Source organism: Pacificibacter marinus, from assembly GCF_900109555.1.
GTDB classification, from domain to species: Bacteria; Pseudomonadota; Alphaproteobacteria; order Rhodobacterales; family Rhodobacteraceae; genus Celeribacter; species Celeribacter marinus_C.
Map to the genome: position 1 here is coordinate 64,049 of NZ_FNZV01000015.1, position 20,540 is coordinate 84,588.

A 20,540-nucleotide genomic window follows, 5' to 3' on the forward strand; every position below is an offset into this window, starting at 1 on the left:
TACATATAGACGTGGTTTCGAGGAAAACTCTTTGAGGAATATTCCCCAAAAAACACACATCCAGTAAAATTTTATATTTACCTTAAAAATATAATTAACAAAAAATTATGGCAAGAATGGGGCCGCAGCACGCGGCGGCCCTATAATCTTGAATGAGTATTGTACATCAAACTGGCCCAATGGGACGCCTGCGAACCGCTGATTGTGCTTTATTTACAGAACAGATCGCTGGACAGCCCCAGAACCATAATAGACAAAATAACAGCCATACCGATCATCATCATTAGGTTGACAGCGCGGTCGGGCAAAGGCTTACCGCGTATCGCTTCATAGGCGTAGAACACCAGATGCCCGCCATCTAAAACAGGGATTGGAAATAGGTTCAGCATCCCAATGGCGGTGGAAATCAGCGCAATATTGCCAATGTAATCACCTAAAGTTGGTGCGCTGCCTACGAATTGCGCCATGCCAATCGCGCCGGACATGTTGCAGGTGGAAATGGCCCCCGTGATCATGTGACCGATGGCAGACACAGACATGGTGATGATGCCCCACACTTGGCGTGCAGACGTTGTGACAGCGTCCCAAAACGGCAAAGTTTCCGTGGCAGGGCTAAAGAAAAATCCGCCGCTGATACCAATCAACCAACGGGTTTCAAACCCGCCGTCAGGCAATGGCAAATCACGTGGCAAAGCTGCGATCGTCACGTCAAAGGTTTCGCCCGCGCGCCAGACGCTCAGCACCATATCAGCGCCGTTTTTTGCCTTAACAGCCTCTTGCAGGTCCAAAAACGTTGGCAGCTGAGTACCATCGATGGCGGTGATGACGTCGCCCACCTCAATCCCCGCGCGTCGTGCAGCAGATTTCACTGAAACATCCGATACAAGCACAGGATGCGGGTGCGATGCATTGACTGTGACGCGGTCGCCATCACGCAGCACAGTATAACTGAGCACAGCTTTACGCGGTAAATCGTTGATGAATGACCCGAGATTGGCCACATCAGGCACGTCTTGACCTTCAATACTCAGAATTTCATCGCCAGTCATAAGGTCCATCTGTACAGGTACAGGCGTGATTTTATCCACGATCAAACGATCCTGAACCTGTCCGTAAAACAGCATGAGGCATATGAAAATCAAAAAAGAAAAGATGAAATTGAACACAGGACCAGCGGCCACAGTCAACGTGCGCGCCCAAAGTGGCGCACCGTGCATCGTGTGACGGCGATCATTTTCGGGCATGTTTTCAACGCTAGAAGGATCTGGCGCAGAGGCCGCATTGGCATCACCAGAAAATTTCACATAGCCCCCCAAAGGGATGGCCGCGATTTGCCACACCGTACCGCGTTTGTCCGTGCGCTGATATAAGGGTTTGCCAAATCCAAGCGAGAACACATCCGCTTTGATACCGCACCACCGCCCAACAATATAATGGCCGTATTCATGGATCGCGACGATAATCGACAAAGCGATGATGAACACCACTGTTGTAAAAAGACCGTTGCCGAATAGGGAAAAAAGACTGCTCATCGTATCCATACGTCCTGTTTTATCATCGTCTTATTACGGTTTTATTTATTTTAAAGCGTCGTACGCACAGCATCTGCACGTTTACGTGCCTCATCATCAGCGTCATACACGGTTTCAAGCGACATTTGGACCTTTGATCGGCCCAAATCGGGTGACATTTGCGCGAGCACACGTTCAACAACCACGGCCATATCAGTAAAACCGATCTGCCCCGCGATAAACATATCCAAAGCCGCTTCTTTGGCGGCGTTGAATACAGCGCCCGCCAATCCGCCCGTATCCATCACCTCGCGCGCAAGGCGCAGCGCGGGGAAACGTGTGTCATCGGGGGCTTCAAATTGCAATGATCCCAGCTTGACTAAGTCAAGACGCTCAACAGGCAAATCGCGGCGCTCAGGCCAATGCAGCGCATACCCGATGGCGTGACGCATATCGGGCATGCCCATGTGGGCCATCAAAGCCCCGTCTTTAAATCCGACAAGCGCATGAATGTACGATCCGGGATGGATGATGACTTCGATTTGATCAGGATTGAGACCAAAGTATTCTTTAGTTTCAATGACCTCTAATGCTTTATTAAACATGGATGCAGAATCAATAGTGATCCTTTGCCCCATGTCCCACGACGGGTGTTTGCCCGCCTGCGCCAAGGTCGCGCCCTTAAGCTGCTCTGCGCTCCAGTTGCGAAACGGCCCGCCTGAGGCGGTGATAATCACCCGTTCAACTTCGCAAATACGTTCGCCAACGAGCGCTTGAAACACAGCGGAATGTTCAGAATCCACCGGCAAAATCCGTGCCCCGTGCTTTGCTGCCTCGGCCAATAAAAGCGGGCCCGCAGTGACAAGGCTTTCTTTGTTCGCCAATGCCAGACAGGTGCCGTGTTTGAGTGCTTCAAACCCAGGGGCAAGCCCCGCAGCGCCGACAATCGCGGACATGATCCAATCTGCAGGGCGCGCCGCAGCCTCGATCAAGGCCGCCTGCCCTGCGGCAGTTTCAATCCCCGTGCCAGCAAGCGCATCACGCAACTCAGGTAGGTGACTTTCATAAGCGGTGACGGCAATTTGCGCCCCCAAAGCGCGGGCGTCTTTGGCGAGCTGCGCGATATTCGCCCCACCTGTCAGCGCCACAACATTATAGGCCGCTTGGTCACGTTTGATCAGATCAATCGTTGACTGCCCGATTGAACCTGTAGCTCCAAAAATAGAAATGCGTTTCAAATGGCGCCTCACATGATCAGTCGCAAGAGAAACAACACAGCACCGACCGCAAGCAAGGCATCAAAGCGGTCCAAAACGCCGCCATGGCCGGGGATGATATTCGAGCTGTCTTTGACCCCCATCCGGCGCTTAAGCGCGCTTTGTGCGATGTCACCCAATTGCGAAGCAAACGACAGCAGTACAGAAAATACGACGATCATCACGCCTTGCAAAACGCCGATGTGCATCCCTTGCATCAAGACCGCGACAACGGTTGCAACCAATGCGGCTCCAACCCAGCCACCGATGACGCCAGACCATGTTTTTTTAGGGCTCACACTTGGCCAAAATTTCTTACCGCCCACAGAGCGCCCAACGAAATACCCCATCGTGTCTGTCGCCACGACAAGCGCTATAATGTAGAACAATCCTGCGGGACCAGTCATTATAGACAGCCCCCAAAGCCCAACAAGCCCCAGAATAAACAAGACAAAATACGCAGCGAGCGCATAAAAATCTTTGATCACAAGACCGTCGTCTGTGTGGGATTTATGGCGGGCCATGTTGTAAAATTCCCAACATCCAATGATCGCCATCACCGATAAAAGCATTTCAAACGCTGTGTGACCAGCCAAGATGACCAGCACACCAACGACCAGCATCACCAGCGCAGAGACCATGCGCGGCCCCAAATCACGCCAGTTGCGTGCAGGTTTTACGGGGGTGTCCGTCATGGCTTCAATCCGCCAAATCTGCGATCACGGGCAGCGTAGCGATCGGTGCACTCGGCAAAGACATCTTTGGTAAAATCAGGCCACAGCGTGTCGATGAATTCATATTCGGCATAGGCCGATTGCCAGAGCAAAAAGTTAGAAATACGCGCTTCGCCAGAGGTGCGGATCACCAAATCGGGATCGGGCAACACACGGGTGTCGAGATAGCGCGTCAGTGTGGTTTCGTCGACCGTTTCAGCGTCCAGATTGCCCAAAGACACATCTCTCGCCAATTCTTTTACAGCACGGGCCACTTCGTCGCGCCCTCCATAGTTCAGCGCGATGGTAAGGTGCACGTTTTCATTCATGGATGTCGTTTCTTCTAGACTATCCATAAGTTTAATCAATTTGCTGTCCAAGCGCGGGCGGTCGCCAATAAAACGCACACGCACGCCCTCTTTGACCAAATCTTTCATCTCGCTGGAAATATAGCGCCGAAACAACGACATCAGACCAGAGACTTCGGTTTGGGTGCGTTTCCAGTTTTCAGTCGAAAAGGCAAAAATCGTTAAGTATTTGACGCCCAAACTCGGACAGGCCCGCACGATTTCTTTGACCCGCTTGGCCCCTGCGTGATGCCCAAAAAGACGCGGCTTGCCCTTTAACTGGGCCCAACGGCCATTGCCATCCATGATAATGGCGACATGTTTTGGACCGGATTGGCAGTCGGGCATGAACCTAAATCTCCTTAAACGGTCCGAATGGAAAGCGCATAACGCGCAGGGCAAGGCCGATTGGACCAAGCCCTTACGCGATCTGTAAAACAATCTATCGCGGGCGATACAGTGATAAAAATGCTAAACCTGCATGATCTCAGATTGCTTATTTTCAAGCGTTTCATCCACCTTTTTGATATGGGTATTGGTCATATCTTGGACTTCTTCTTCCCAAATCTTTTGATCATCTTCAGACATGCCATCGTTTTTGGCTTTCTTGATCTGATCCATCCCGTCACGGCGAATGTTGCGAATAGACACGCGTGCGCTTTCCGCATAGCCAGCGGCCACTTTGGTCAATTCACGGCGACGCTCTTCGTTCAACTCAGGAATGGGTAGCATGATAATCGTGCCGTTCAGCTGTGGATTGATGCCCAGACCACTTTCGCGGATGGCTTTTTCAACTTTGCCCACAAGACCCTTGTCCCACACGTTGATCGTAACCATGCGAGGTTCGGGGACGTTCACAGTACCAACTTGGTTGATCGGCGTCATAGAACCGTAAGCGTCAACCATAATAGGCTCAAGCATGGACCCAGATCCACGTCCGGTGCGCAAGGACGCAAGTTCAACGCGCAGATTGGCAATCGCGCCGTCCATACGTTTGGACAGATCATCGGTGTCGAGTAGAAAGTCATCTGACATGGGGTGTTCCCTTGGTCTTAGTCTATAAAAGCACTGGCAAAGTTTGAAACCCTGCCAGCGTGTTGTACTCTTATATCTGTATCAATTGACGATTGTATAGGTGCCTTCGCCCGCCAAAATCCCTTTGAAGCCGCCAGGCTCGTCCAGAGAAAAGACAATAATCGGCAAATCGTTGTCCCGCGCCAGTGCGATTGCAGAGGCATCCATCACATTCAAATGCTGAGCGAGAACTTCGTCGTAGGTGACTTTGTCATAGCGTTTGGCATCATCGTGCTTGGCGGGATCTTTGTCGTAAACGCCATCCACTTTGGTGCCTTTAAAGATCGCTTCGCAGGCCATTTCATTGGCACGCAATGTGGCGGCCGTGTCTGTGGTGAAATAGGGATTGCCCGTACCAGCAGCAAAAATACACACGCGACCTTTTTCCAAGTGACGCACCGCACGGCGGCGAATGTAGGGTTCGGCCACTTCATTCATCGTAATGGCGGAAATCACGCGGGTGTGGATGCCCAAGTCTTCCATCGCGGCCTGCATTCCCAGCGCATTCATCACTGTGGCCAACATGCCCATGTAATCGGCAGTGGTGCGTTCCATCCCTTGTGCAGACCCTTGCAGCCCGCGAAAAATATTGCCGCCACCGATGACCATACAAATTTCGACACCCATGTCGTGAACAGTTTTCACTTCGCGGGCAATGCGTTCGACGGTGGGCGGGTGCAGGCCAAAGCCTTGATCCCCCATCAGCGCCTCTCCAGAAATTTTAAGCATCACGCGCTTATATTTCTTGCTGGATTGGCCTTGATCCTGATCGCTCATGAGGTATCCCCTAATGTATCTGCTATTTCGCGCCAAAATGCGCCAAAATGCGGCAATATTCAATGACGCCGAGACAAAAAAGACGGCGCATGTCCATAAAACTTACAGGCAGGGAATTTCCCACCTGAATTCATTCCGACGCAAAGGCCTGTTCATGTCTGTATCCGCTCATGCTTCACATCACCTTGCAGCCCTGTCCCCCGAGCAACCTGTGTTGATTGCGGGGCCAACGGCATCTGGAAAATCAGCCTTAGCGCTTGAAATTGCCGAAATCCAAGGCGGCGTGATTATCAATGCGGACGCACTGCAAGTCTTTGACAACTGGCGTATTTTAACGGCGCGCCCGTCAGTTGAGGATGAAATGCAAGCCCCTCATGCGCTTTATGGGCATGTGGATGGTGCCAGCGGCTATTCGGTTGGACACTGGCTGCGCGATGCGGCGCCTTATCTGACGGGGTCGCAGCGGCCTATTTTTGTCGGCGGAACAGGTCTGTATTTTTCGGCTCTCACCGAAGGTTTGGTGGAAATCCCCCCAACCCCAGATCATATTCGTGCAGATGGCAACGCAAGACGCGCGACAGAGGGATCACACGCAGGATTATTGGCCGATCTAGATACCCAAGACCCTGAAACCGCTGCAAAAGTCGATCGCCTGAACCCGATGCGGGTGCAGCGCGCGTGGGAAGTTTTGCAAGCAACAGGTCGCGGACTGGCGGCATGGCAAGCGGACACGCCGCCCCCTGCATTGTCGCTCACAAGCGCGTATCCCATCGTGATGGACGCCGAGAAAGAGTGGCTGAATGATAGAATCGCCCAAAGGTTTCAAATGATGCTGGATCAAGGCGCACTGGATGAGGCAAAAGACAATCTGGCAACTTGGGACCCAACTCTGCCCGCATCAAAAGCCATCGGTGCGCCAGAACTCATAAAATATCTGCAGGGCGATATGACGTTAGAGGCCGCTCAAGAGGCAGCAACCATCGCAACGCGGCAATTTGCCAAACGCCAACGCACTTGGTTTAGGGCACGGATGAAAAATTACCACAAGATATCGCTGCCATAACAAGGTATTGCGGATCCGGGCAAAAGTCACATATACTATTGTTTTTAAAGACAAAATATTATTGACCTGCGCCCTTCAAGGTCTAAACTAAGTTGAACACAAAACAGCAGGCTCGCAGCGTCCCTTATGACGAATAAAATTTTCAATTCCCCTCCACTTGGCACGCTCGCGGCACAAAAACGCCCTGCGGCCAATAAGCCACGCGCGCAGGCAAACATCGTGACCGAGATTCCAATGCCGCCCGCTTACCGTGTTGATCCTTTAGCGCGCATGACATCGTCGAACGCCAAATGGCGGACCGAAGCCATGCGCAGTCATCGGTCTCCGGCGCTGCTGTGGTTTACACGTGGCCAAGGTCGGATCACCATTTCAGGTGTCACGCACGGCTTTGGCGGTCACAATCTGATCTTTTTGCCCAAGCAAACGATGTATGGTTTTGAAGTGATCGGACAAACCTATGGCTCGATAGTGCATCTGTCGGATGACCCCGCTCTTGGCTTGCCCGAAATACCGCTGCATTTGCGATTTTCTGATCTGACCCAGCAAAATGAAGTCACCCATATGATCGACACGCTCGCGCGCGAAATTGACCATGATGGCCCCAGCAAAGATCGCGCTTTGGCGCTACAAGCTGGGCTGATTTCTGTGTGGTTGGAACGGCAAATGGAAAACATGCCTGATTACGACATGACACCTGATGCCTCGCGCAAATTGACCGCCGCTTTTACGGCCCTTGTCGAAAAAGATTTCCGCACAACCCACAGTGTCAGTGATTACGCTGCCGCCCTTGGCGTCACGCCGACACATCTATCGCGCGCATGTAACACAGCCTGTGGTCGTCCAGCCTCTGCGATCGTGTCAGACCGCGTGCATTATGAAGCGCGCCGCATGTTGAAAGAAACAAAATATCCGGTCAAATCCATCGGTGAAACGCTTGGGTTTCAATCCCCCGCCTATTTCACGCGGGCCTTTCACAAACAAACGGGCATCTCACCCAGTGCGTTTCGCAAAGCGGATTAGCACGGCTTTAGCAGCGCACAATTGCGGTGTTTGAAACTAAATTTTAGATAAGTCAGCAGAAAGTTTGGCGCTTAGCTGCCCCAAATCACTCGCACGTAGTTTTTGGTCTCTTTATAAGGTGGAACACCGCCGTATTTTTCCACCGCACCGGGACCAGCATTATAAGCGGCCAACGCCAAACGCCACGAACCAAACTTATTGTACATCTGACGCAAGTACCGCGCGCCGCCTTCTAGATTTTGTTTGGGATCATGCGGATCGACCCCCAAAACGCGGGCTGTTTGCGGCATCAACTGCGTCAAACCAAGTGCGCCTTTGTGCGATTTCGCTTTCGGATTCCATCCGCTTTCTTGCTGGATCAACCGTAAAAACAAATCTGCAGGCACATTATGACGTCGCGCTATTGTGCGCGCATGGGCTAAATATTCGCCCCTGTAAGACCCCGTATAGGGCAGACCTGCCGCCCCTGGGATTGCTGTTGTCATAGGCTTTAAAGACACCGACCCTGAGTATTGCTGAGCGGCGCGCCCATCTAAAACACTCAATTGCGATGCATAAATCGATGACCGCGATTTGGTTGAAAAGATCAATTCTTCGGCCATGGCTGGGGATTGACCAAGACCTATCGCCAAAAGCACAAAGGCACAGACACCTGTCTTTTTGATCTGCAGCATAAATTTCCAACCTAATATAATTCTGCGCAAACATAGCGACGGTCTACCCACATTCCTAGCCCCACAGAGACGAAACAGCAGCCTTTCGCCGATTTTGCCCTTTCAAAGACCGTCACAGAGTGTTGTAACAGAACAAATCAGAATCTAACGGGAGACGCGATATGGCGGGTTCGGTCAATAAAGTGATCATCATTGGCAATTTGGGGCGCGACCCTGAAGTGCGCACATTCCAAAACGGCGGCAAAGTGTGCAACCTGCGCATCGCAACGTCTGAAACATGGAAAGATCGCACAACCGGCGAACGCAAAGAGCGCACCGAATGGCACTCTGTCGCGATTTTCCAAGAAGGTCTTGTGCGCATCGCAGAACAATACCTGCGCAAAGGCTCAAAGGTCTACATCGAAGGCAAACTTCAAACCCGTAAATGGCAAGACCAATCTGGCGCAGACCGCTACAGCACCGAAATCGTGCTACAAGGGTTTGACGGCGTTTTGACCATGCTTGATGGACGCGGCGAAGGCGGCGGCCAAAGCGGTGGCGGCCAAGGTGGCGGTTACGACAGTGGCCCATCCGGTGGCGGCTATAACGATGGCGGCAGCATGGGTGGCGGCAATGGCGGCGGATCTCAAGGCGGATCAGGCGGCGGGCGTTCTTCAATGGATGACGACGAAATTCCGTTTTAAATCAAAAGAAAATCTACAGAAAAAGCCCCGCCAAATGGTGGGGCTTTTTGCATTCAAGATGCATCGATCACAGTCATGTAATACGTCGCAGCGCTACATACGGTCTTCTAATGCTTCACGAAGCAAGGTCAAAACCATATCTTGCGCCACACCAGAAGTGACAAAACTGTCGCCAATAGAGCGCGCCAAAATAAAGCGCAGCTGACCATCAAGAACCTTTTTATCTTGCGCCATCAATGCGACCAACGCTTCGGCATCTGGTAGATCGCCCTCAATATCTTTCAAGTCGCATTTCATCCCCATGGCTTTAATCTGCGCACGCACACGGCTTGGTGCCTCTTGGCTGCACAAACCCAAGCGCGCAGACAGCTCAAACGCCAAAGCACAGCCAATCGCAACGCCTTCACCATGCAAAAGCCGGTTCGAATATCCTGTTGCCGCCTCAAGCGCATGACAGAATGTATGGCCAAGATTAAGCAACGCACGATCGCCCTGCTCCGTCTCGTCGCGCACAACAATTTCGGCTTTCATTTCGACAGATCGCTTAACTGCATAGGTCCGTGCGGCCACGTCACCAGCAGCCATCAAAGGCCCGTTTTGTTCAAGCCATTCAAAAAATGTCTCGTCACCAAGCATGCCGTATTTCACCACTTCGCCGCAGCCAGATAGAAAATCGCGTGTCGTCAATGTACCAAGCGCACTGACATCCGCGAGCACCAAAGCGGGCTGATGAAAGGCACCGATCAGGTTTTTACCAGCGGGCGAATTGATACCCGTTTTGCCACCAACGGAACTATCAACCTGCGCCAAAAGCGACGTTGGAATTTGCACAAAGCGCACACCACGGCGCAAGATCGATGCAGCAAACCCCGCCAAATCACCGATCACACCACCGCCAAACGCCACGACAACATCATTGCGTTCAACTTTTTGCTCCAACAGCCATTCGACCGATTTGGTTAACTCAGCCCAGCATTTTGTGCTTTCTCCTGCTGGCAAAATCAGCGCCTCCATGTCGATACCGGCCTGTGCCAGCCCAGTACGCAAAGCATCAAGATGCAGCTTGGCAACGTTGTTTTCCGTGATCACACAAACGCGCTTTTTCTTACCCAAAAGCGGTGCGATATGGGCGCCAGCGCGGTCAATCAAACCTTCCCCAATGCGCACATCATAGGCGCGATCCCCCAGCGGCACATGAACAGTTTGGAACAGGCCAAGGGCGTTATTTTGATCGGTGTTGCTCATGTTTCGTCCTTTACAATCCCGCCATGCGCCACCAGCGCCGCGATTACTTTTTGGGCCATTTGTTCGATGCTCAATGCAGGTTCTGCATCAACGACAATGCCTGCTTTGGCATAAATAGGCTCACGCACCTCAACCAACTCTTTCAACGTTTCAAAAGGGTTATCAGTTTGCAGCAAGGGTCGTGTGCTTTTGTGGCGCACACGCTGCCATAAAATATCAAGATCCGCCTTCAACCAAACGGCGACACCTTTTGCGGCAATAAAATCTCGGTTTTCCGCTGTCATAAATGCACCGCCACCTGTCGACAAAATGCATTGTTCATCTTCCAATAGGCGCGTGATGACTTGGGATTCCTTGCTGCGAAAAAACCGCTCGCCGTCACGTTCAAAGATTTCAGCGATTGAACGATCTGCAGCACGTTCTATTTCTGCATCAGAGTCCAAAAACGGCACATCAAGACTGAGCGCAATCGCTTTGCCGACAGCCGTTTTACCAGCGCCCATCATACCAACAAGGGCAACCGTTTTTTTAAGACCTTTGACCATGTTCTCCCCAGCGCACGTGCTTGCAATACACGGCAATTTATTGCTCACTTAGATTTGTGTTCCTCAATGGCGTGATATTGGCAGAATTTCCATATATAAAAATGCGAAAACCTGTCATAGGCAGATAAAACCTGTCAAAACCATTCATAAGACAGGTCAAATTGGAGGCATATCGATGCGAAAATTCTTTGGACGTCTATTAATGATGACAGTGGCTTTATGCGCGCTTGGCTTTGTGGCCTTTGCTTACGTGGGCGATTTGGCCCCTCAGCACGCCCAAGTCAGCACCCCCGTGACCCTGACCTTAAAATAGGACGCAGCCTATGACAGCCGTTTCGGGCCGCAGTGCTGTGTCCAGCGCAAAATGTGCCTTTCACCAAAGGACCAAACGCGCAGGAACACAGGCTTTGGCTGCGCTGTTTGTCATGGGCAGCATTACATATTCTGCGGCGCAAGACATCTCACCAGACAAACCTTTGTCTGCAATCAATTGGCTGACACAATCGCTGGATGCACCGCGCAGTGCCCCCATGCGAACCCAGCCCTCAGCCCCAGTCAGCCTGCGCAATGATATTTCGCAAAATGCGCTGCCCGAAAACGTCACCACACGCCCGATAGATGCCCCGCAAGTCGATGCTGTGGGCTTGCTGAGTGCTGCGCAAACGGGTTTGCCGCGTGATCTTTGGGGCGCATCAAAGACATTGGATTTAGGGCGCAGACTGACATCTATTTCGAACCAAACCAATCTTTTACCCGCCTCACGACGTCTCTTGAACACGCTGATTTTGGCTGAACTTGATCCACCTTTGGGCGCCAGACAAGATGGGCGATTGTTTCTTGCCCGCGTCGATGCGCTGTTGTCGCAAGGTTTAATTGAAGAAGCCGATGCTTTGATGGAGCGTGCAGGCTCCAGTGCGCCTGATATTTTTCGCCGCGCGTTTGATGCAAAATTGTTGATGGGCACAGAAAACGAAGCATGCGCGCAGTTGAAAACCACGCGCGGGCTGTCGCCAGCTTTGCCCACGCGTATTTTTTGTTTGGCCCGGGATGGCGATTGGAGTGCTGCGGCTTTGACGCTTGAAACCAGCACAGCTTTGCAGCTGATATCCCCAGAAGACAGCGCGCTTTTGGCACGCTTTTTAGACCCTGAACTGTTCGAAGGCGAACCGCCCCTGCCCGCGCCCAGCCAACCGACCCCTTTGACCTTTCGCATGATGGAAGCCATCGGAGAGCCAATATCAACCAATGCGCTGCCACTTGCCTTTGCCCAATCTGATTTGCGCCAAACCGCAGGGTGGAAAACACGTGCAAGAGCAGCAGAACGTTTGGCGCGGGTTGGTGCGCTGACACCGAACCGTTGGCTTGGTATTTGGTCAGAACATTTGCCCGCAGCCTCAGGTGGGATTTGGGACCGCATTGAAGCGTTGCAACATTTTGAAACGGCTTTGAAAACTGGCGACCCTGGCGCTATCAGCAAAAGCCTTGGGCGGGTGTGGTCTGAAATGGGTGAATCTGGGTTGCAGATTGCCTTTTCCGATCTGTTTGCTCAAAAACTTGCCGATGCACCGCTCACGGGTGCCACCTCCAACACCGCGTTCGAAGTCGCTTTGTTGTCCCCCGATTATGAAATCATCGCAGGCGCGTGGGATACGGATTTAACACCAGATAACGTATTCTTGAAATCTATCGCCTTGGGCGAAGTGCCTGCGCAGCGGCCAAACACAGCCCAAAAACGTGCAATTGTCGATGGGTTTCGGGCCTCAGGCATTCCTGTGCGCTTGTCGGGATTGGTGCAAGGCAACCGACTTGGTGAAGCTATTTTGCGTGCGATTGAGTTGCTTGAAGGCGGTGCAACAGGCGATTTGGACGAGCTGACAGATGCTATTGCATTTTTTCGCGCCGTAGGGCTTGAAGCCACAGCACGGCGCGCGGCGCTTGAAATACTGGTATTGGAGCGGCGCGGATGAGTTCCGATCACAATTGGATTTCACGCTACGCCGAAGCACAAGCCGCCGAACTCGGTGCAGCAGAAAACACCCGCCTGTCCTATGGGCGTGATTTGATCGGATTTTCAGATTGGCTGACCCCCCAAGGGCTTTCGTTTGAAACCGCACAGCGCGCAGATGTTGAAGCCTACTTGGTGGCCTGTGAATCTGAGGGGCTGGCACAATCAACCCGCGCACGGCGGTTGTCATCGATCAAACAACTGTTCCGATTTGCCTTTGAAGAAGGCTGGCGTACCGACAATCCTGCCATTCAAATTCGTGGTCCGGGGCGCAGCAAACGCTTGCCCAAAACACTGTCTGAAGATGAAGTCGCACAGCTGCTCACTGCGGCGCGCAGTCTTGGGCGCAACGATTTTGACCGCGCCCGCAACACTTGTTTGATCGAGGTGCTCTATGCAACAGGCATGCGCGCGTCTGAATTGGTGGAACTGCCGATATCTGCGGTACGGGGCGATCCACGCATGCTTTTGGTGCGCGGCAAAGGCGACAAAGAACGCATGGTGCCGCTGTCACCGCCTGCGCGTGCGGCATTGATACAGTGGCTTGAGCTGCGCGATTCTGCCGAGGAAACCGCGCGGATTGAAAAGGGCGTAAAGCCCTCGCCTTTTGTCTTTCCATCCCGTGGCAAAGCGGGGCATCTGACGCGTGTTGGCTTTTATCAACTGATCAAAGACATGGCCGTCGCCGCAGGCCTGTCACCGGATAAAGTTACACCCCACGTTATGCGCCACGCGTTTGCCACCCATTTGTTGGCCAATGGTGCAGATTTGCGGTCCATCCAGACCTTACTCGGTCACGCCGATCTATCGACAACCGAGATTTACACGCATGTCTTGGATGAGCGGCTCAAAGAGTTGGTTTTAACCCATCATCCGCTGGCAAACCTGTAGCCAGCAGACCCGTTTTAACATCAACCTGCAATGCACGTTGCGCTGGCCCTTGCACAGAGACGAGCGCGGCCCCATAACCTAATAAATAACAAAGCAATACCGCACGCAGCACTGTGCAGATTATCGATATTTGGAGCCTCTACAATGGACGTCACTATGCTTGATGCAGCCTTTTGGATGACATGTCTTGCCATCGCAGGGCTGCTCATATTGTCTGGGTTCTTTTCCGGTTCGGAAACCGCGCTGACCGCCGCATCGCGGGGGAAATTGCGCTCGCAAGCCGATAAAGGCACCAAAGGCGCACAAAAAGCGCTGGATGTGACAGAAGACAACGAGCGGCTGATTGGCTCTGTTTTGCTTGGCAACAATCTTGTCAATATTCTAGCAACATCGCTGGCAACGGCCCTGTTCACGCGCGTGTTTGGCGAAAGTGGCGTGGCGTTGGCGACGCTTGTCATGACTGTCCTTGTGCTTGTTTTTGCAGAAGTTTTGCCAAAAACCTATGCCATCACCAACCCTGAATCCGCTGCATCACGTGTTGCGGGGCCAATTGCGGTTGTCGTGTTGGTCTTTTCGCCTGTTGTCAGCTTTGTGCGCATGTTGGTGCGCGGTATTTTGAGCCTATTTGGCGTGCAAACCGATCCCGACAGCCACATTTTGGCACTCAAAGACGAAATCGCAGGGGCCATCGCATTGGGGCACGTCGAGGGGGCCGTGGAAAAAGAAGATCGCGACAGGTTGTTGGGCGCGCTTGATTTGGGCGAACGCACGGTCGAAGAAATCATGCTTCATCGCTCTAAAATCGAAATGATCGATGCAAATACACCTGCCCGCGAGGTGTTAGAGGCCTGTTTGAAATCGCCACACACGCGCCTGCCCTTGTACCGCGATGATCCAGAAAACATTGTTGGTGTCATTCACGCCAAAGATCTATTGCGCGGCATGTACGCCGAACGAGACGAAGCATTGCCCGATGTGCAACTTGCAGATTTTGATGTTTTGGGGGTCGCGATGACGCCCTATTTCGTGCCTGAAACCACAACGCTCGATGATCAAATGCGTCAATTCTTGCGGCGGCAAACCCATTTTGCTTTGGTCGTTGACGAATACGGTGCACTGCAAGGACTGATCACGCTGGAAGATATTCTAGAAGAAATCGTCGGCGAGATTACGGATGAATTTGATCCTTCCGAAGACGCGCCAGTCAAATCAAAAGACGGTGGCTGGGTGGTGGATGGCGGTATGACAATCCGCGATTTCAACCGCTCCACCGAATGCAATCTACCAGACGAAGAAGCCAACACCATGGCTGGTCTGGTCATTCACGAGGCACAAATGATCCCCACAACCGGACAGGTTTTTTCTTTTCATGGGCACCGTTTTGAAGTGGTCGAACGCACGGCCAACCGTTTGACAACATTGAAAGTACGCCCTTTGCGTAGGGCACGCTGATGCTGTCGTATCAACACGGGTTCCATGCCGGCAATTTGGCAGATGTACAAAAGCATGCCTTGCTGGCGGTGATGATTGATTACATGACCCGCAAAGACAAACCTTTGTCTTATGTGGAAACCCATGCGGGACGCGGCTTGTATGATCTGCAAGGGTCACAAGCGCAAAAGACGGGCGAGGCCACGTCGGGTATTTTGAAAGTCGCCAACTGGTTTGACGCAAACCATCCCTATACGCGCGCACGTAAAATCATCGCCGACACACATGGCAAAAGCATATATCCTGGATCGCCCGCTTTGGCGCAGGCGTTGTTGCGCGATATGGACAACATGCGCTTGGCTGAATTGCACCCTACCGAGTTCGCGCATCTTGAAACTGCTATGCACAGTGCAAATTCATATGTCGGCTTGAACATGATGCAAAAAGACGGGCTGGCTTTGGCGCAAAGCATCTGCCCACCAACACCGCGTCGCGGGCTGTGCTTGATCGATCCACCTTATGAGGTCAAAACCGATTACACCGTGCTGCCAGATTATATCGCCAAACTGCATCGCAAATGGAATGTCGGTATTATTGCTCTGTGGTATCCAATCCTTGAGGGTGGCGCGCACAAACCTATGACTAACGCGTTGTTGGATTTGAATTTACCCGATGTATTGCACCATGAGGTACGCTTTGCCCCCGCGCGCCAAGGGCATGGGATGATTGGATCAGGCATGTTCATCGTCAATACGCCATGGGGCTTGAAAGACGAAGCCGCGCGTTTGACCAAACTCTTTAACGCGCTCTGAAATCAAAAAAGGCGGGCTTTGCGGCCCACCTTTTCGTTTTATCTGGTCTTTATGCAGGCCTAACGCCCTTTGAAAAGCCCGCCCAAAAGTCCGCGTACAATACGGCGACCTGTCGTGCCTTTGAGTTCCTTGATCACCAATTTGGTCACAGATTCACCCAAAGAATCGCTCCGCGAAGACCGGCGTGATGTGGAACGGCCATAGTCCTTGGTTTCATAGCGCCGTGCTTTTTTGAACTCGCGCTCAAGTTCGGCACGTTTCTTTTCATCTGCTTTGGCCTCTTTGGCGGCCAGTTCAGCTGCCTCTTCTGCAGCTTCCGCTTGTTCTGCGGCTTGGGCAGCATCATTTGCGCGCTTGCTCAGCACCTCAAACGCGCTTTCACGGTCGAGAACTGTCTCGTATTTTCCAGCAATCGGCGAGGTGGCAATAACCCCTGCCCGTTCCAGCGCACTGAGCGGCCCAAGCTGCGATGATGGTGGACGGATCAGCGTTTGCTCGGCAACCGACGGCACGCCTTTGGCCTCAAGCATCGACGTCACAGCTTCTCCAGTGCCAACAGATTTGATCGCATCTTCAATGTCGAAACGCGGATTAATGCGGTACGTTTCCGCCGCACGTTCCAGATTTTTTTGATCCCGCGCTGTAAAAGCCCGCAAGGCATGCTGTACGCGATTGCCCAATTGGCCGAGAATATCATCAGGCACGTCAGCGGGATTTTGCGTTACAAAATAAACACCTACGCCCTTAGACCGGATCAACCGCGCCACTTGTTCCACCTTGTTGACCAAGGCTTTGGGCGCGTCATCAAACAGCAAATGCGCTTCGTCGAAAAAGAACACCAACTTGGGTTTGTCGGGGTTGCCAACTTCTGGCAGTTCTTCGAACAGCTCAGACAAAAGCCACAGCAAAAATGTTGCATAAAGCCCCGGCGACGACATCAATTTATCAGCGGCCAAGATTGAAATGCGACCACGTCCATCGGGATCGGTGCGGATGATATCCGACAAATCCAACGCAGGTTCACCAAATAGTTTGTCACCGCCTTGGTTTTCAAGCACCAAAAGCGACCGTTGGATGGCACCAATGGAAGAGCTGGAAATATTGCCATAGCGCAGGGTCAATTGATCGGCATTTTCACCGCACCAGACCAACAAGGCTTGCAGGTCTTTAAGGTCTAAAAGCGGCAGACCTTGTTCATCAGACACCCGAAATGCGATGTTGATCACGCCCTCTTGGGCATCGGTGAGTTGCAACATGCGTGACAGCAAAAGCGGCCCCATTTCGGCAACTGTGGTGCGGATAGGATGACCCTGTTCGCCAAACAAATCCCAAAACGTAACGGGAAAGTTTTCATATACAAAGGTGGTGAAATTGATCGTGGTGTTGCGGTTGACGAACGGCTCATGCAGTTTGCCATCTGGTGATCCAGCCTTGGCAAGCCCCGACAAATCACCTTTGACGTCAGACAAGAACACAGGCACGCCTGCGTTTGAAAACCCTTCTGCAAGGATTTGAAGTGTAACGGTTTTACCGGTCCCTGTGGCACCTGCAATCAATCCGTGGCGGTTGCCGTATTTGAGCAAAAGCTGCTGCGCATCTTTGTATCCGACGCCGCCGCCACCGATAAAAATTCCGTCACTCATATTATTGTATCCCTAGGTGATTCCGCGAAGTTGCACGGGCATTGTATCTATCGTTTCGGTAAACAATACAATTTTAACACTTTGGTGCAATTATGAGTTGTGTTCGGGTCATGTCCTCCTAGGCCTGAACAAACTTCCTCCCTGTCAGACTGGTCGCGCGTGATTAAAATCACCGCGGCCGCTTTTTTGCGCATTTTACCTAAAAACACAGGTTTCAAATTAAATTTACATTGACGGATAGAATCTTCTCACATAAATTTTTATCAATTCGTCGGCCAAGTCCGTCAGGGAGAAAATAGATCTTACGATCATGATGAGATCACCAAAGGGGCGCTGGAGAAATCCAACGCCCCTTTGGCATTCACAGATCACGCACCCTATTTCAGGCAAAAAACGGCTTGTTTGGCTAAGTTTTTCGAATTTCAGAGTAAAATACTCAAAAGCCGCCTGACACCCCCAGTCCATCATGTTAATCTTCGCAAAACTGACCAGAGGATTGATGGATTTCCTATGAACTTTACGTCCCAATTGGCGAAAACTGCCACACGAACATTTTGTATCAGCGCTGCTGTTTCACTTGGATTGACCTTTGCCGCCGCAGCGCAAGACGCACAAAAGTCTGATGCCCCTGCTGAAGATGCTGCAACTCTTGGACTTTCAACTGGCACGCCAGCTGACAATGTTGGCCAACCTTACCTGTTTGAAACGCACGGTGATTGGCAAATCAACTGCATCAAAATGCCTGAGGGTCAAAGCGATCCGTGTACCATGTACCAATTGCTGAAAGACGAAGACGGCAATGCAGTGTCCGAAATTTCATTGTTCCACTTTGGACGCGGCGATGTTGATGCAGGTGCCACGGTGACGACACCGCTTGAAACACTGCTGACAGAACAACTGACTGTGACGATCGACGGCGCGAATGGCCGCCGTTACCCATTTTCATTTTGTACAACTCAAGGCTGCCAGGCGCGCCTAGGATTTACAAACGACGATGTGGCGCTTTTGAAAAAAGGCAGCAAAGCCGAAGTTATCATGGTGCCAATCGGCGCACCTGACGTGAAAGTTGCATTGGACATGTCTTTGTCTGGCTTCACGGCGGGATACACTCGTGTGACCGAATTAAATTTGGCGACACGCGCGGCTGCCGAAGCTGCAGCTAAAGCGGCCTCAACTGAGGCGGAAAAACCTGCAGCGGCTGAATAATCAGCACCAAACTCCGTTCAATAAAAAAGCCCAGCGGATATTTCGCTGGGCTTTTTTGTCTCGTCTCGATGCCTTTATAGCCCTAACGATCAGGCCGCTTTGCGCAACGCAATCACCGCGTTCAAGCCGCCAAAAGCAAAGGCATTGGACAGCACCACATCCACTTTTGCATCGCGTGCCGTGTTGGGCACCACATCCAGCGCACATTCGGGATCGGGTTCTTCATAATTAATCGTCGGCGCAATCACACCGTCTTTGAGCGCCATAATACAGGCCAAAAGTTCAACAGCACCGGTACCGCCAATCAAGTGCCCATGCATAGATTTAGTGGATGAAATCATAACCTTATCCGCATGGTGGCCCAAAACATCTGCCACAGCAGCACATTCAGTTTTGTCATTCGCAGCTGTGCCCGTGCCATGCGCATTGATATAGCCTACCTCGTCTCGATTGAGTTTTGCATCGGTGATGGCCCCTAAAATGGCACGCGCAGCACCTTGTTTGGACGGCATGACAATATCAGAGGCATCTGAAGTCATGGCAAACCCGATCACTTCGCACAAAATATCTGCACCGCGCGCTTTTGCGTGCTCGTAGTCTTCAAAGACAAACACCGCAGCGCCTTCGCCTTGCACCATGCCATTGCGATTGAGACTAAAAGGCCGACACGCGTCTTTCGACATCACCCGCAAGCCCTCCCAAGCTTTAACGCCGCCAAAGCACAACATGGATTCAGAGCCGCCCGTGACCATCGCCGTCGCCATGCCGCACCGCACCATGTTAAACGCTTGCCCCATCGCGTGGTTGCTGGACGCGCAGGCCGTCGCGACCGTGAACGACGGGCCTTTCAAGTTATATTCCATAGAGACATGCGAACAGGACGCATTGTTCATCAACTTGGGCACAACAAACGGGTGGACGCGGTTTTTGCCCTCTTCATAGACCATGCGGTAATTGTCGTCTTGCGTGGTCAACCCACCGCCAGACGTGCCCAGAATGACGCCTGATTTGGCAGAAAGGTCACCATTAAACACAAGGCCCGATTGCTCAATCGCTTCTTTGGCTGCGGTCAATGCAAACTGTGTGAACCGATCATACAGTGCTATCTGTTGGCGATTGAACCGATTTTCGGTGTTCCAATCATGGATTTGCCCGCCAATTTTAATTGAAAGCCTGTCGACATCGCGGAAGTTCAACTCGGAAATTCCACAACGCCCTTCGCGCATCGCCTCCATGGTGGATGGCACATCAAGCCCCAAAGCATTAACCGTGCCAGCCCCTGTGATGACCACGCGCCTCATCTCGATTGCTCGGCAATCAAGCTTTGCACCGCCGTGATAATCGAGGCAACGGATGAAATATCAAAGTCAGATTGTGTCGGCTCATTGGCGTTGAACGGCACCGAAATATCAAAGCCTTCTTCAATGGCGAAAATGCATTCAACAAGACCAAGACTGTCGATACCAAGGTCATCTAAGCTTTGATCTTCGCGCACATCGCTCGGTTCTAAAACAGCTTGTTCAGCAATAATTTCAATGACTTTCGTTTTAATCTCACTGGGCATTAAGGTGTCTCCATCTTTTACAGGCGCCATCGGGTTTAAACCGAAACTCTTGGCTATAAAACAGAAATTTGTGACAGTTT

At 51.9% G+C, this 20,540-nt stretch carries 20 protein-coding genes; 8 read left to right on the forward strand and 12 right to left on the reverse strand.

The genetic code is table 11. The annotated features are described in order from the left end of the window. Positions 1 to 209 precede the first annotated feature (209 nt). The 6 genes from rseP to pyrH all read right to left on the reverse strand — a co-directional run bounded on the left by rseP (position 210) and on the right by pyrH (position 5,678). Positions 210 to 1,532, reverse strand: coding sequence for an RIP metalloprotease RseP (rseP, locus tag BM025_RS16325; RefSeq protein ID WP_306455996.1), 1,323 nt, complete (start codon positions 1,530 to 1,532; stop codon positions 210 to 212). 50 nt (positions 1,533 to 1,582) lie between these two features. After that, complete coding sequence (gene dxr / locus BM025_RS16330) at positions 1,583 to 2,749, reverse strand: 1-deoxy-D-xylulose-5-phosphate reductoisomerase (protein ID WP_085850476.1); 1,167 nt, start codon at positions 2,747 to 2,749, stop codon at positions 1,583 to 1,585. Positions 2,750 to 2,757: 8 nt separating this feature from the next. Next, a complete protein-coding gene (locus BM025_RS16335; protein WP_085850475.1) occupies positions 2,758 to 3,462 on the reverse strand; it encodes a phosphatidate cytidylyltransferase in 705 nt (234 codons plus the stop codon). Further along, on the reverse strand, positions 3,459 to 4,175 hold the full coding sequence (locus BM025_RS16340; protein WP_085850474.1) for an undecaprenyl pyrophosphate synthase: 717 nt from the start codon (positions 4,173 to 4,175) through the stop codon (positions 3,459 to 3,461). The genes BM025_RS16335 and BM025_RS16340 overlap by 4 nt, the downstream gene beginning before the upstream one ends. 123 nt (positions 4,176 to 4,298) lie before the next feature. Beyond that, positions 4,299 to 4,862: a ribosome recycling factor gene (frr, locus tag BM025_RS16345; protein WP_085850473.1), complete on the reverse strand. Its 564-nt coding sequence runs from the start codon at positions 4,860 to 4,862 to the stop codon at positions 4,299 to 4,301. Between the two features lie 81 nt (positions 4,863 to 4,943). After that, positions 4,944 to 5,678, reverse strand: a complete 735-nt coding sequence (gene pyrH / locus BM025_RS16350) for a UMP kinase (protein ID WP_085850472.1) — start codon at positions 5,676 to 5,678, stop codon at positions 4,944 to 4,946. Between the two features lie 154 nt (positions 5,679 to 5,832). On the opposite strand from pyrH, the gene miaA reads away from it, so the two are divergent. Beyond that, positions 5,833 to 6,741, forward strand: a complete 909-nt coding sequence (gene miaA / locus BM025_RS16355; RefSeq protein WP_085850553.1) for a tRNA (adenosine(37)-N6)-dimethylallyltransferase MiaA — start codon at positions 5,833 to 5,835, stop codon at positions 6,739 to 6,741. A gap of 126 nt (positions 6,742 to 6,867) precedes the next feature. After that, positions 6,868 to 7,761: a helix-turn-helix domain-containing protein gene (locus BM025_RS16360; RefSeq protein ID WP_085850471.1), complete on the forward strand. Its 894-nt coding sequence runs from the start codon at positions 6,868 to 6,870 to the stop codon at positions 7,759 to 7,761. Between the two features lie 71 nt (positions 7,762 to 7,832). Here the strand turns inward: BM025_RS16360 and BM025_RS16365 are convergent, their stop codons facing one another. Next, positions 7,833 to 8,435: a lytic transglycosylase domain-containing protein gene (locus tag BM025_RS16365; protein WP_085850470.1), complete on the reverse strand. Its 603-nt coding sequence runs from the start codon at positions 8,433 to 8,435 to the stop codon at positions 7,833 to 7,835. Between the two features lie 161 nt (positions 8,436 to 8,596). On the opposite strand from BM025_RS16365, the gene ssb reads away from it, so the two are divergent. Then, positions 8,597 to 9,118, forward strand: coding sequence for a single-stranded DNA-binding protein (gene ssb / locus BM025_RS16370; protein ID WP_085850469.1), 522 nt, complete (start codon positions 8,597 to 8,599; stop codon positions 9,116 to 9,118). A 93-nt stretch (positions 9,119 to 9,211) separates the two neighbouring features. Here ssb and aroB read toward each other — a convergent pair whose 3' ends face one another. Together aroB and BM025_RS16380 are read right to left on the reverse strand one after the other, a co-directional pair. Beyond that, a complete protein-coding gene (gene aroB, locus BM025_RS16375; protein WP_244515884.1) occupies positions 9,212 to 10,363 on the reverse strand; it encodes a 3-dehydroquinate synthase in 1,152 nt (383 codons plus the stop codon). Then, positions 10,360 to 10,908 carry a shikimate kinase gene (locus BM025_RS16380; RefSeq protein WP_085850468.1) on the reverse strand — a complete coding sequence of 183 codons (549 nt, stop codon included), beginning with the start codon at positions 10,906 to 10,908 and terminating at the stop codon, positions 10,360 to 10,362. The genes aroB and BM025_RS16380 overlap by 4 nt, the downstream gene beginning before the upstream one ends. Before the next feature lie 323 nt (positions 10,909 to 11,231). Between BM025_RS16380 and BM025_RS16385 the strand changes: the two genes are divergently transcribed. The 4 genes from BM025_RS16385 to BM025_RS16400 all read left to right on the forward strand — a co-directional run bounded on the left by BM025_RS16385 (position 11,232) and on the right by BM025_RS16400 (position 16,047). Continuing rightward, positions 11,232 to 12,875 carry a hypothetical protein gene (locus tag BM025_RS16385; protein ID WP_085850467.1) on the forward strand — a complete coding sequence of 548 codons (1,644 nt, stop codon included), beginning with the start codon at positions 11,232 to 11,234 and terminating at the stop codon, positions 12,873 to 12,875. After that, entirely contained in the window at positions 12,872 to 13,804 is a 933-nt protein-coding gene (locus tag BM025_RS16390; RefSeq protein WP_085850466.1) for a site-specific tyrosine recombinase XerD, read from the forward strand. Before BM025_RS16385 ends, BM025_RS16390 begins: the two co-directional genes overlap by 4 nt. A gap of 144 nt (positions 13,805 to 13,948) precedes the next feature. Further along, positions 13,949 to 15,256 (forward strand): HlyC/CorC family transporter, encoded by a 1,308-nt coding sequence (locus tag BM025_RS16395; RefSeq protein WP_085850465.1) that lies wholly within the window; start codon positions 13,949 to 13,951, stop codon positions 15,254 to 15,256. Next, positions 15,256 to 16,047: a 23S rRNA (adenine(2030)-N(6))-methyltransferase RlmJ gene (locus tag BM025_RS16400; protein ID WP_085850464.1), complete on the forward strand. Its 792-nt coding sequence runs from the start codon at positions 15,256 to 15,258 to the stop codon at positions 16,045 to 16,047. The genes BM025_RS16395 and BM025_RS16400 overlap by 1 nt, the downstream gene beginning before the upstream one ends. A gap of 59 nt (positions 16,048 to 16,106) precedes the next feature. On the opposite strand, the gene BM025_RS16405 is transcribed toward BM025_RS16400, so the two are convergent. Then, complete coding sequence (locus tag BM025_RS16405; RefSeq protein ID WP_085850463.1) at positions 16,107 to 17,690, reverse strand: helicase HerA-like domain-containing protein; 1,584 nt, start codon at positions 17,688 to 17,690, stop codon at positions 16,107 to 16,109. A 510-nt stretch (positions 17,691 to 18,200) separates the two neighbouring features. Here BM025_RS16405 and BM025_RS16415 point away from each other — a divergent pair. Beyond that, positions 18,201 to 18,896, forward strand: a complete 696-nt coding sequence (locus tag BM025_RS16415) for an invasion associated locus B family protein (RefSeq protein WP_085850461.1) — start codon at positions 18,201 to 18,203, stop codon at positions 18,894 to 18,896. A gap of 89 nt (positions 18,897 to 18,985) precedes the next feature. Here BM025_RS16415 and BM025_RS16420 read toward each other — a convergent pair whose 3' ends face one another. Both BM025_RS16420 and BM025_RS16425 read right to left on the reverse strand, forming a co-directional pair. After that, positions 18,986 to 20,197 (reverse strand): beta-ketoacyl-[acyl-carrier-protein] synthase family protein, encoded by a 1,212-nt coding sequence (locus BM025_RS16420; protein WP_085850460.1) that lies wholly within the window; start codon positions 20,195 to 20,197, stop codon positions 18,986 to 18,988. Beyond that, complete coding sequence (locus tag BM025_RS16425; protein WP_085850459.1) at positions 20,194 to 20,460, reverse strand: acyl carrier protein; 267 nt, start codon at positions 20,458 to 20,460, stop codon at positions 20,194 to 20,196. Before BM025_RS16425 ends, BM025_RS16420 begins: the two co-directional genes overlap by 4 nt. Positions 20,461 to 20,540: the final 80 nt, after the last annotated feature.

What these genes read in the sequence shown, in the direction of transcription:
- rseP (WP_306455996.1), bottom strand. Translation starts at nt 1,532, where the DNA reads ATGAGCAGTCTTTTTTCCCTATTCGGCAACGGTCTTTTTACAACAGTG.
- BM025_RS16335 (WP_085850475.1), bottom strand. Translation starts at nt 3,462, where the DNA reads ATGACGGACACCCCCGTAAAACCTGCACGCAACTGGCGTGATTTGGGG.
- BM025_RS16340 (WP_085850474.1), bottom strand. Translation starts at nt 4,175, where the DNA reads ATGCCCGACTGCCAATCCGGTCCAAAACATGTCGCCATTATCATGGAT.
- frr (WP_085850473.1), bottom strand. Translation starts at nt 4,862, where the DNA reads ATGTCAGATGACTTTCTACTCGACACCGATGATCTGTCCAAACGTATG.
- pyrH (WP_085850472.1), bottom strand. Translation starts at nt 5,678, where the DNA reads ATGAGCGATCAGGATCAAGGCCAATCCAGCAAGAAATATAAGCGCGTG.
- miaA (WP_085850553.1), top strand. Translation starts at nt 5,833, where the DNA reads ATGTCTGTATCCGCTCATGCTTCACATCACCTTGCAGCCCTGTCCCCC.
- BM025_RS16360 (WP_085850471.1), top strand. Translation starts at nt 6,868, where the DNA reads ATGACGAATAAAATTTTCAATTCCCCTCCACTTGGCACGCTCGCGGCA.
- BM025_RS16365 (WP_085850470.1), bottom strand. Translation starts at nt 8,435, where the DNA reads ATGCTGCAGATCAAAAAGACAGGTGTCTGTGCCTTTGTGCTTTTGGCG.
- ssb (WP_085850469.1), top strand. Translation starts at nt 8,597, where the DNA reads ATGGCGGGTTCGGTCAATAAAGTGATCATCATTGGCAATTTGGGGCGC.
- aroB (WP_244515884.1), bottom strand. Translation starts at nt 10,363, where the DNA reads ATGAGCAACACCGATCAAAATAACGCCCTTGGCCTGTTCCAAACTGTT.
- BM025_RS16380 (WP_085850468.1), bottom strand. Translation starts at nt 10,908, where the DNA reads ATGGTCAAAGGTCTTAAAAAAACGGTTGCCCTTGTTGGTATGATGGGC.
- BM025_RS16385 (WP_085850467.1), top strand. Translation starts at nt 11,232, where the DNA reads ATGACAGCCGTTTCGGGCCGCAGTGCTGTGTCCAGCGCAAAATGTGCC.
- BM025_RS16390 (WP_085850466.1), top strand. Translation starts at nt 12,872, where the DNA reads ATGAGTTCCGATCACAATTGGATTTCACGCTACGCCGAAGCACAAGCC.
- BM025_RS16395 (WP_085850465.1), top strand. Translation starts at nt 13,949, where the DNA reads ATGGACGTCACTATGCTTGATGCAGCCTTTTGGATGACATGTCTTGCC.
- BM025_RS16400 (WP_085850464.1), top strand. Translation starts at nt 15,256, where the DNA reads ATGCTGTCGTATCAACACGGGTTCCATGCCGGCAATTTGGCAGATGTA.
- BM025_RS16405 (WP_085850463.1), bottom strand. Translation starts at nt 17,690, where the DNA reads ATGAGTGACGGAATTTTTATCGGTGGCGGCGGCGTCGGATACAAAGAT.
- BM025_RS16415 (WP_085850461.1), top strand. Translation starts at nt 18,201, where the DNA reads ATGAACTTTACGTCCCAATTGGCGAAAACTGCCACACGAACATTTTGT.
- BM025_RS16420 (WP_085850460.1), bottom strand. Translation starts at nt 20,197, where the DNA reads ATGAGGCGCGTGGTCATCACAGGGGCTGGCACGGTTAATGCTTTGGGG.
- BM025_RS16425 (WP_085850459.1), bottom strand. Translation starts at nt 20,460, where the DNA reads ATGCCCAGTGAGATTAAAACGAAAGTCATTGAAATTATTGCTGAACAA.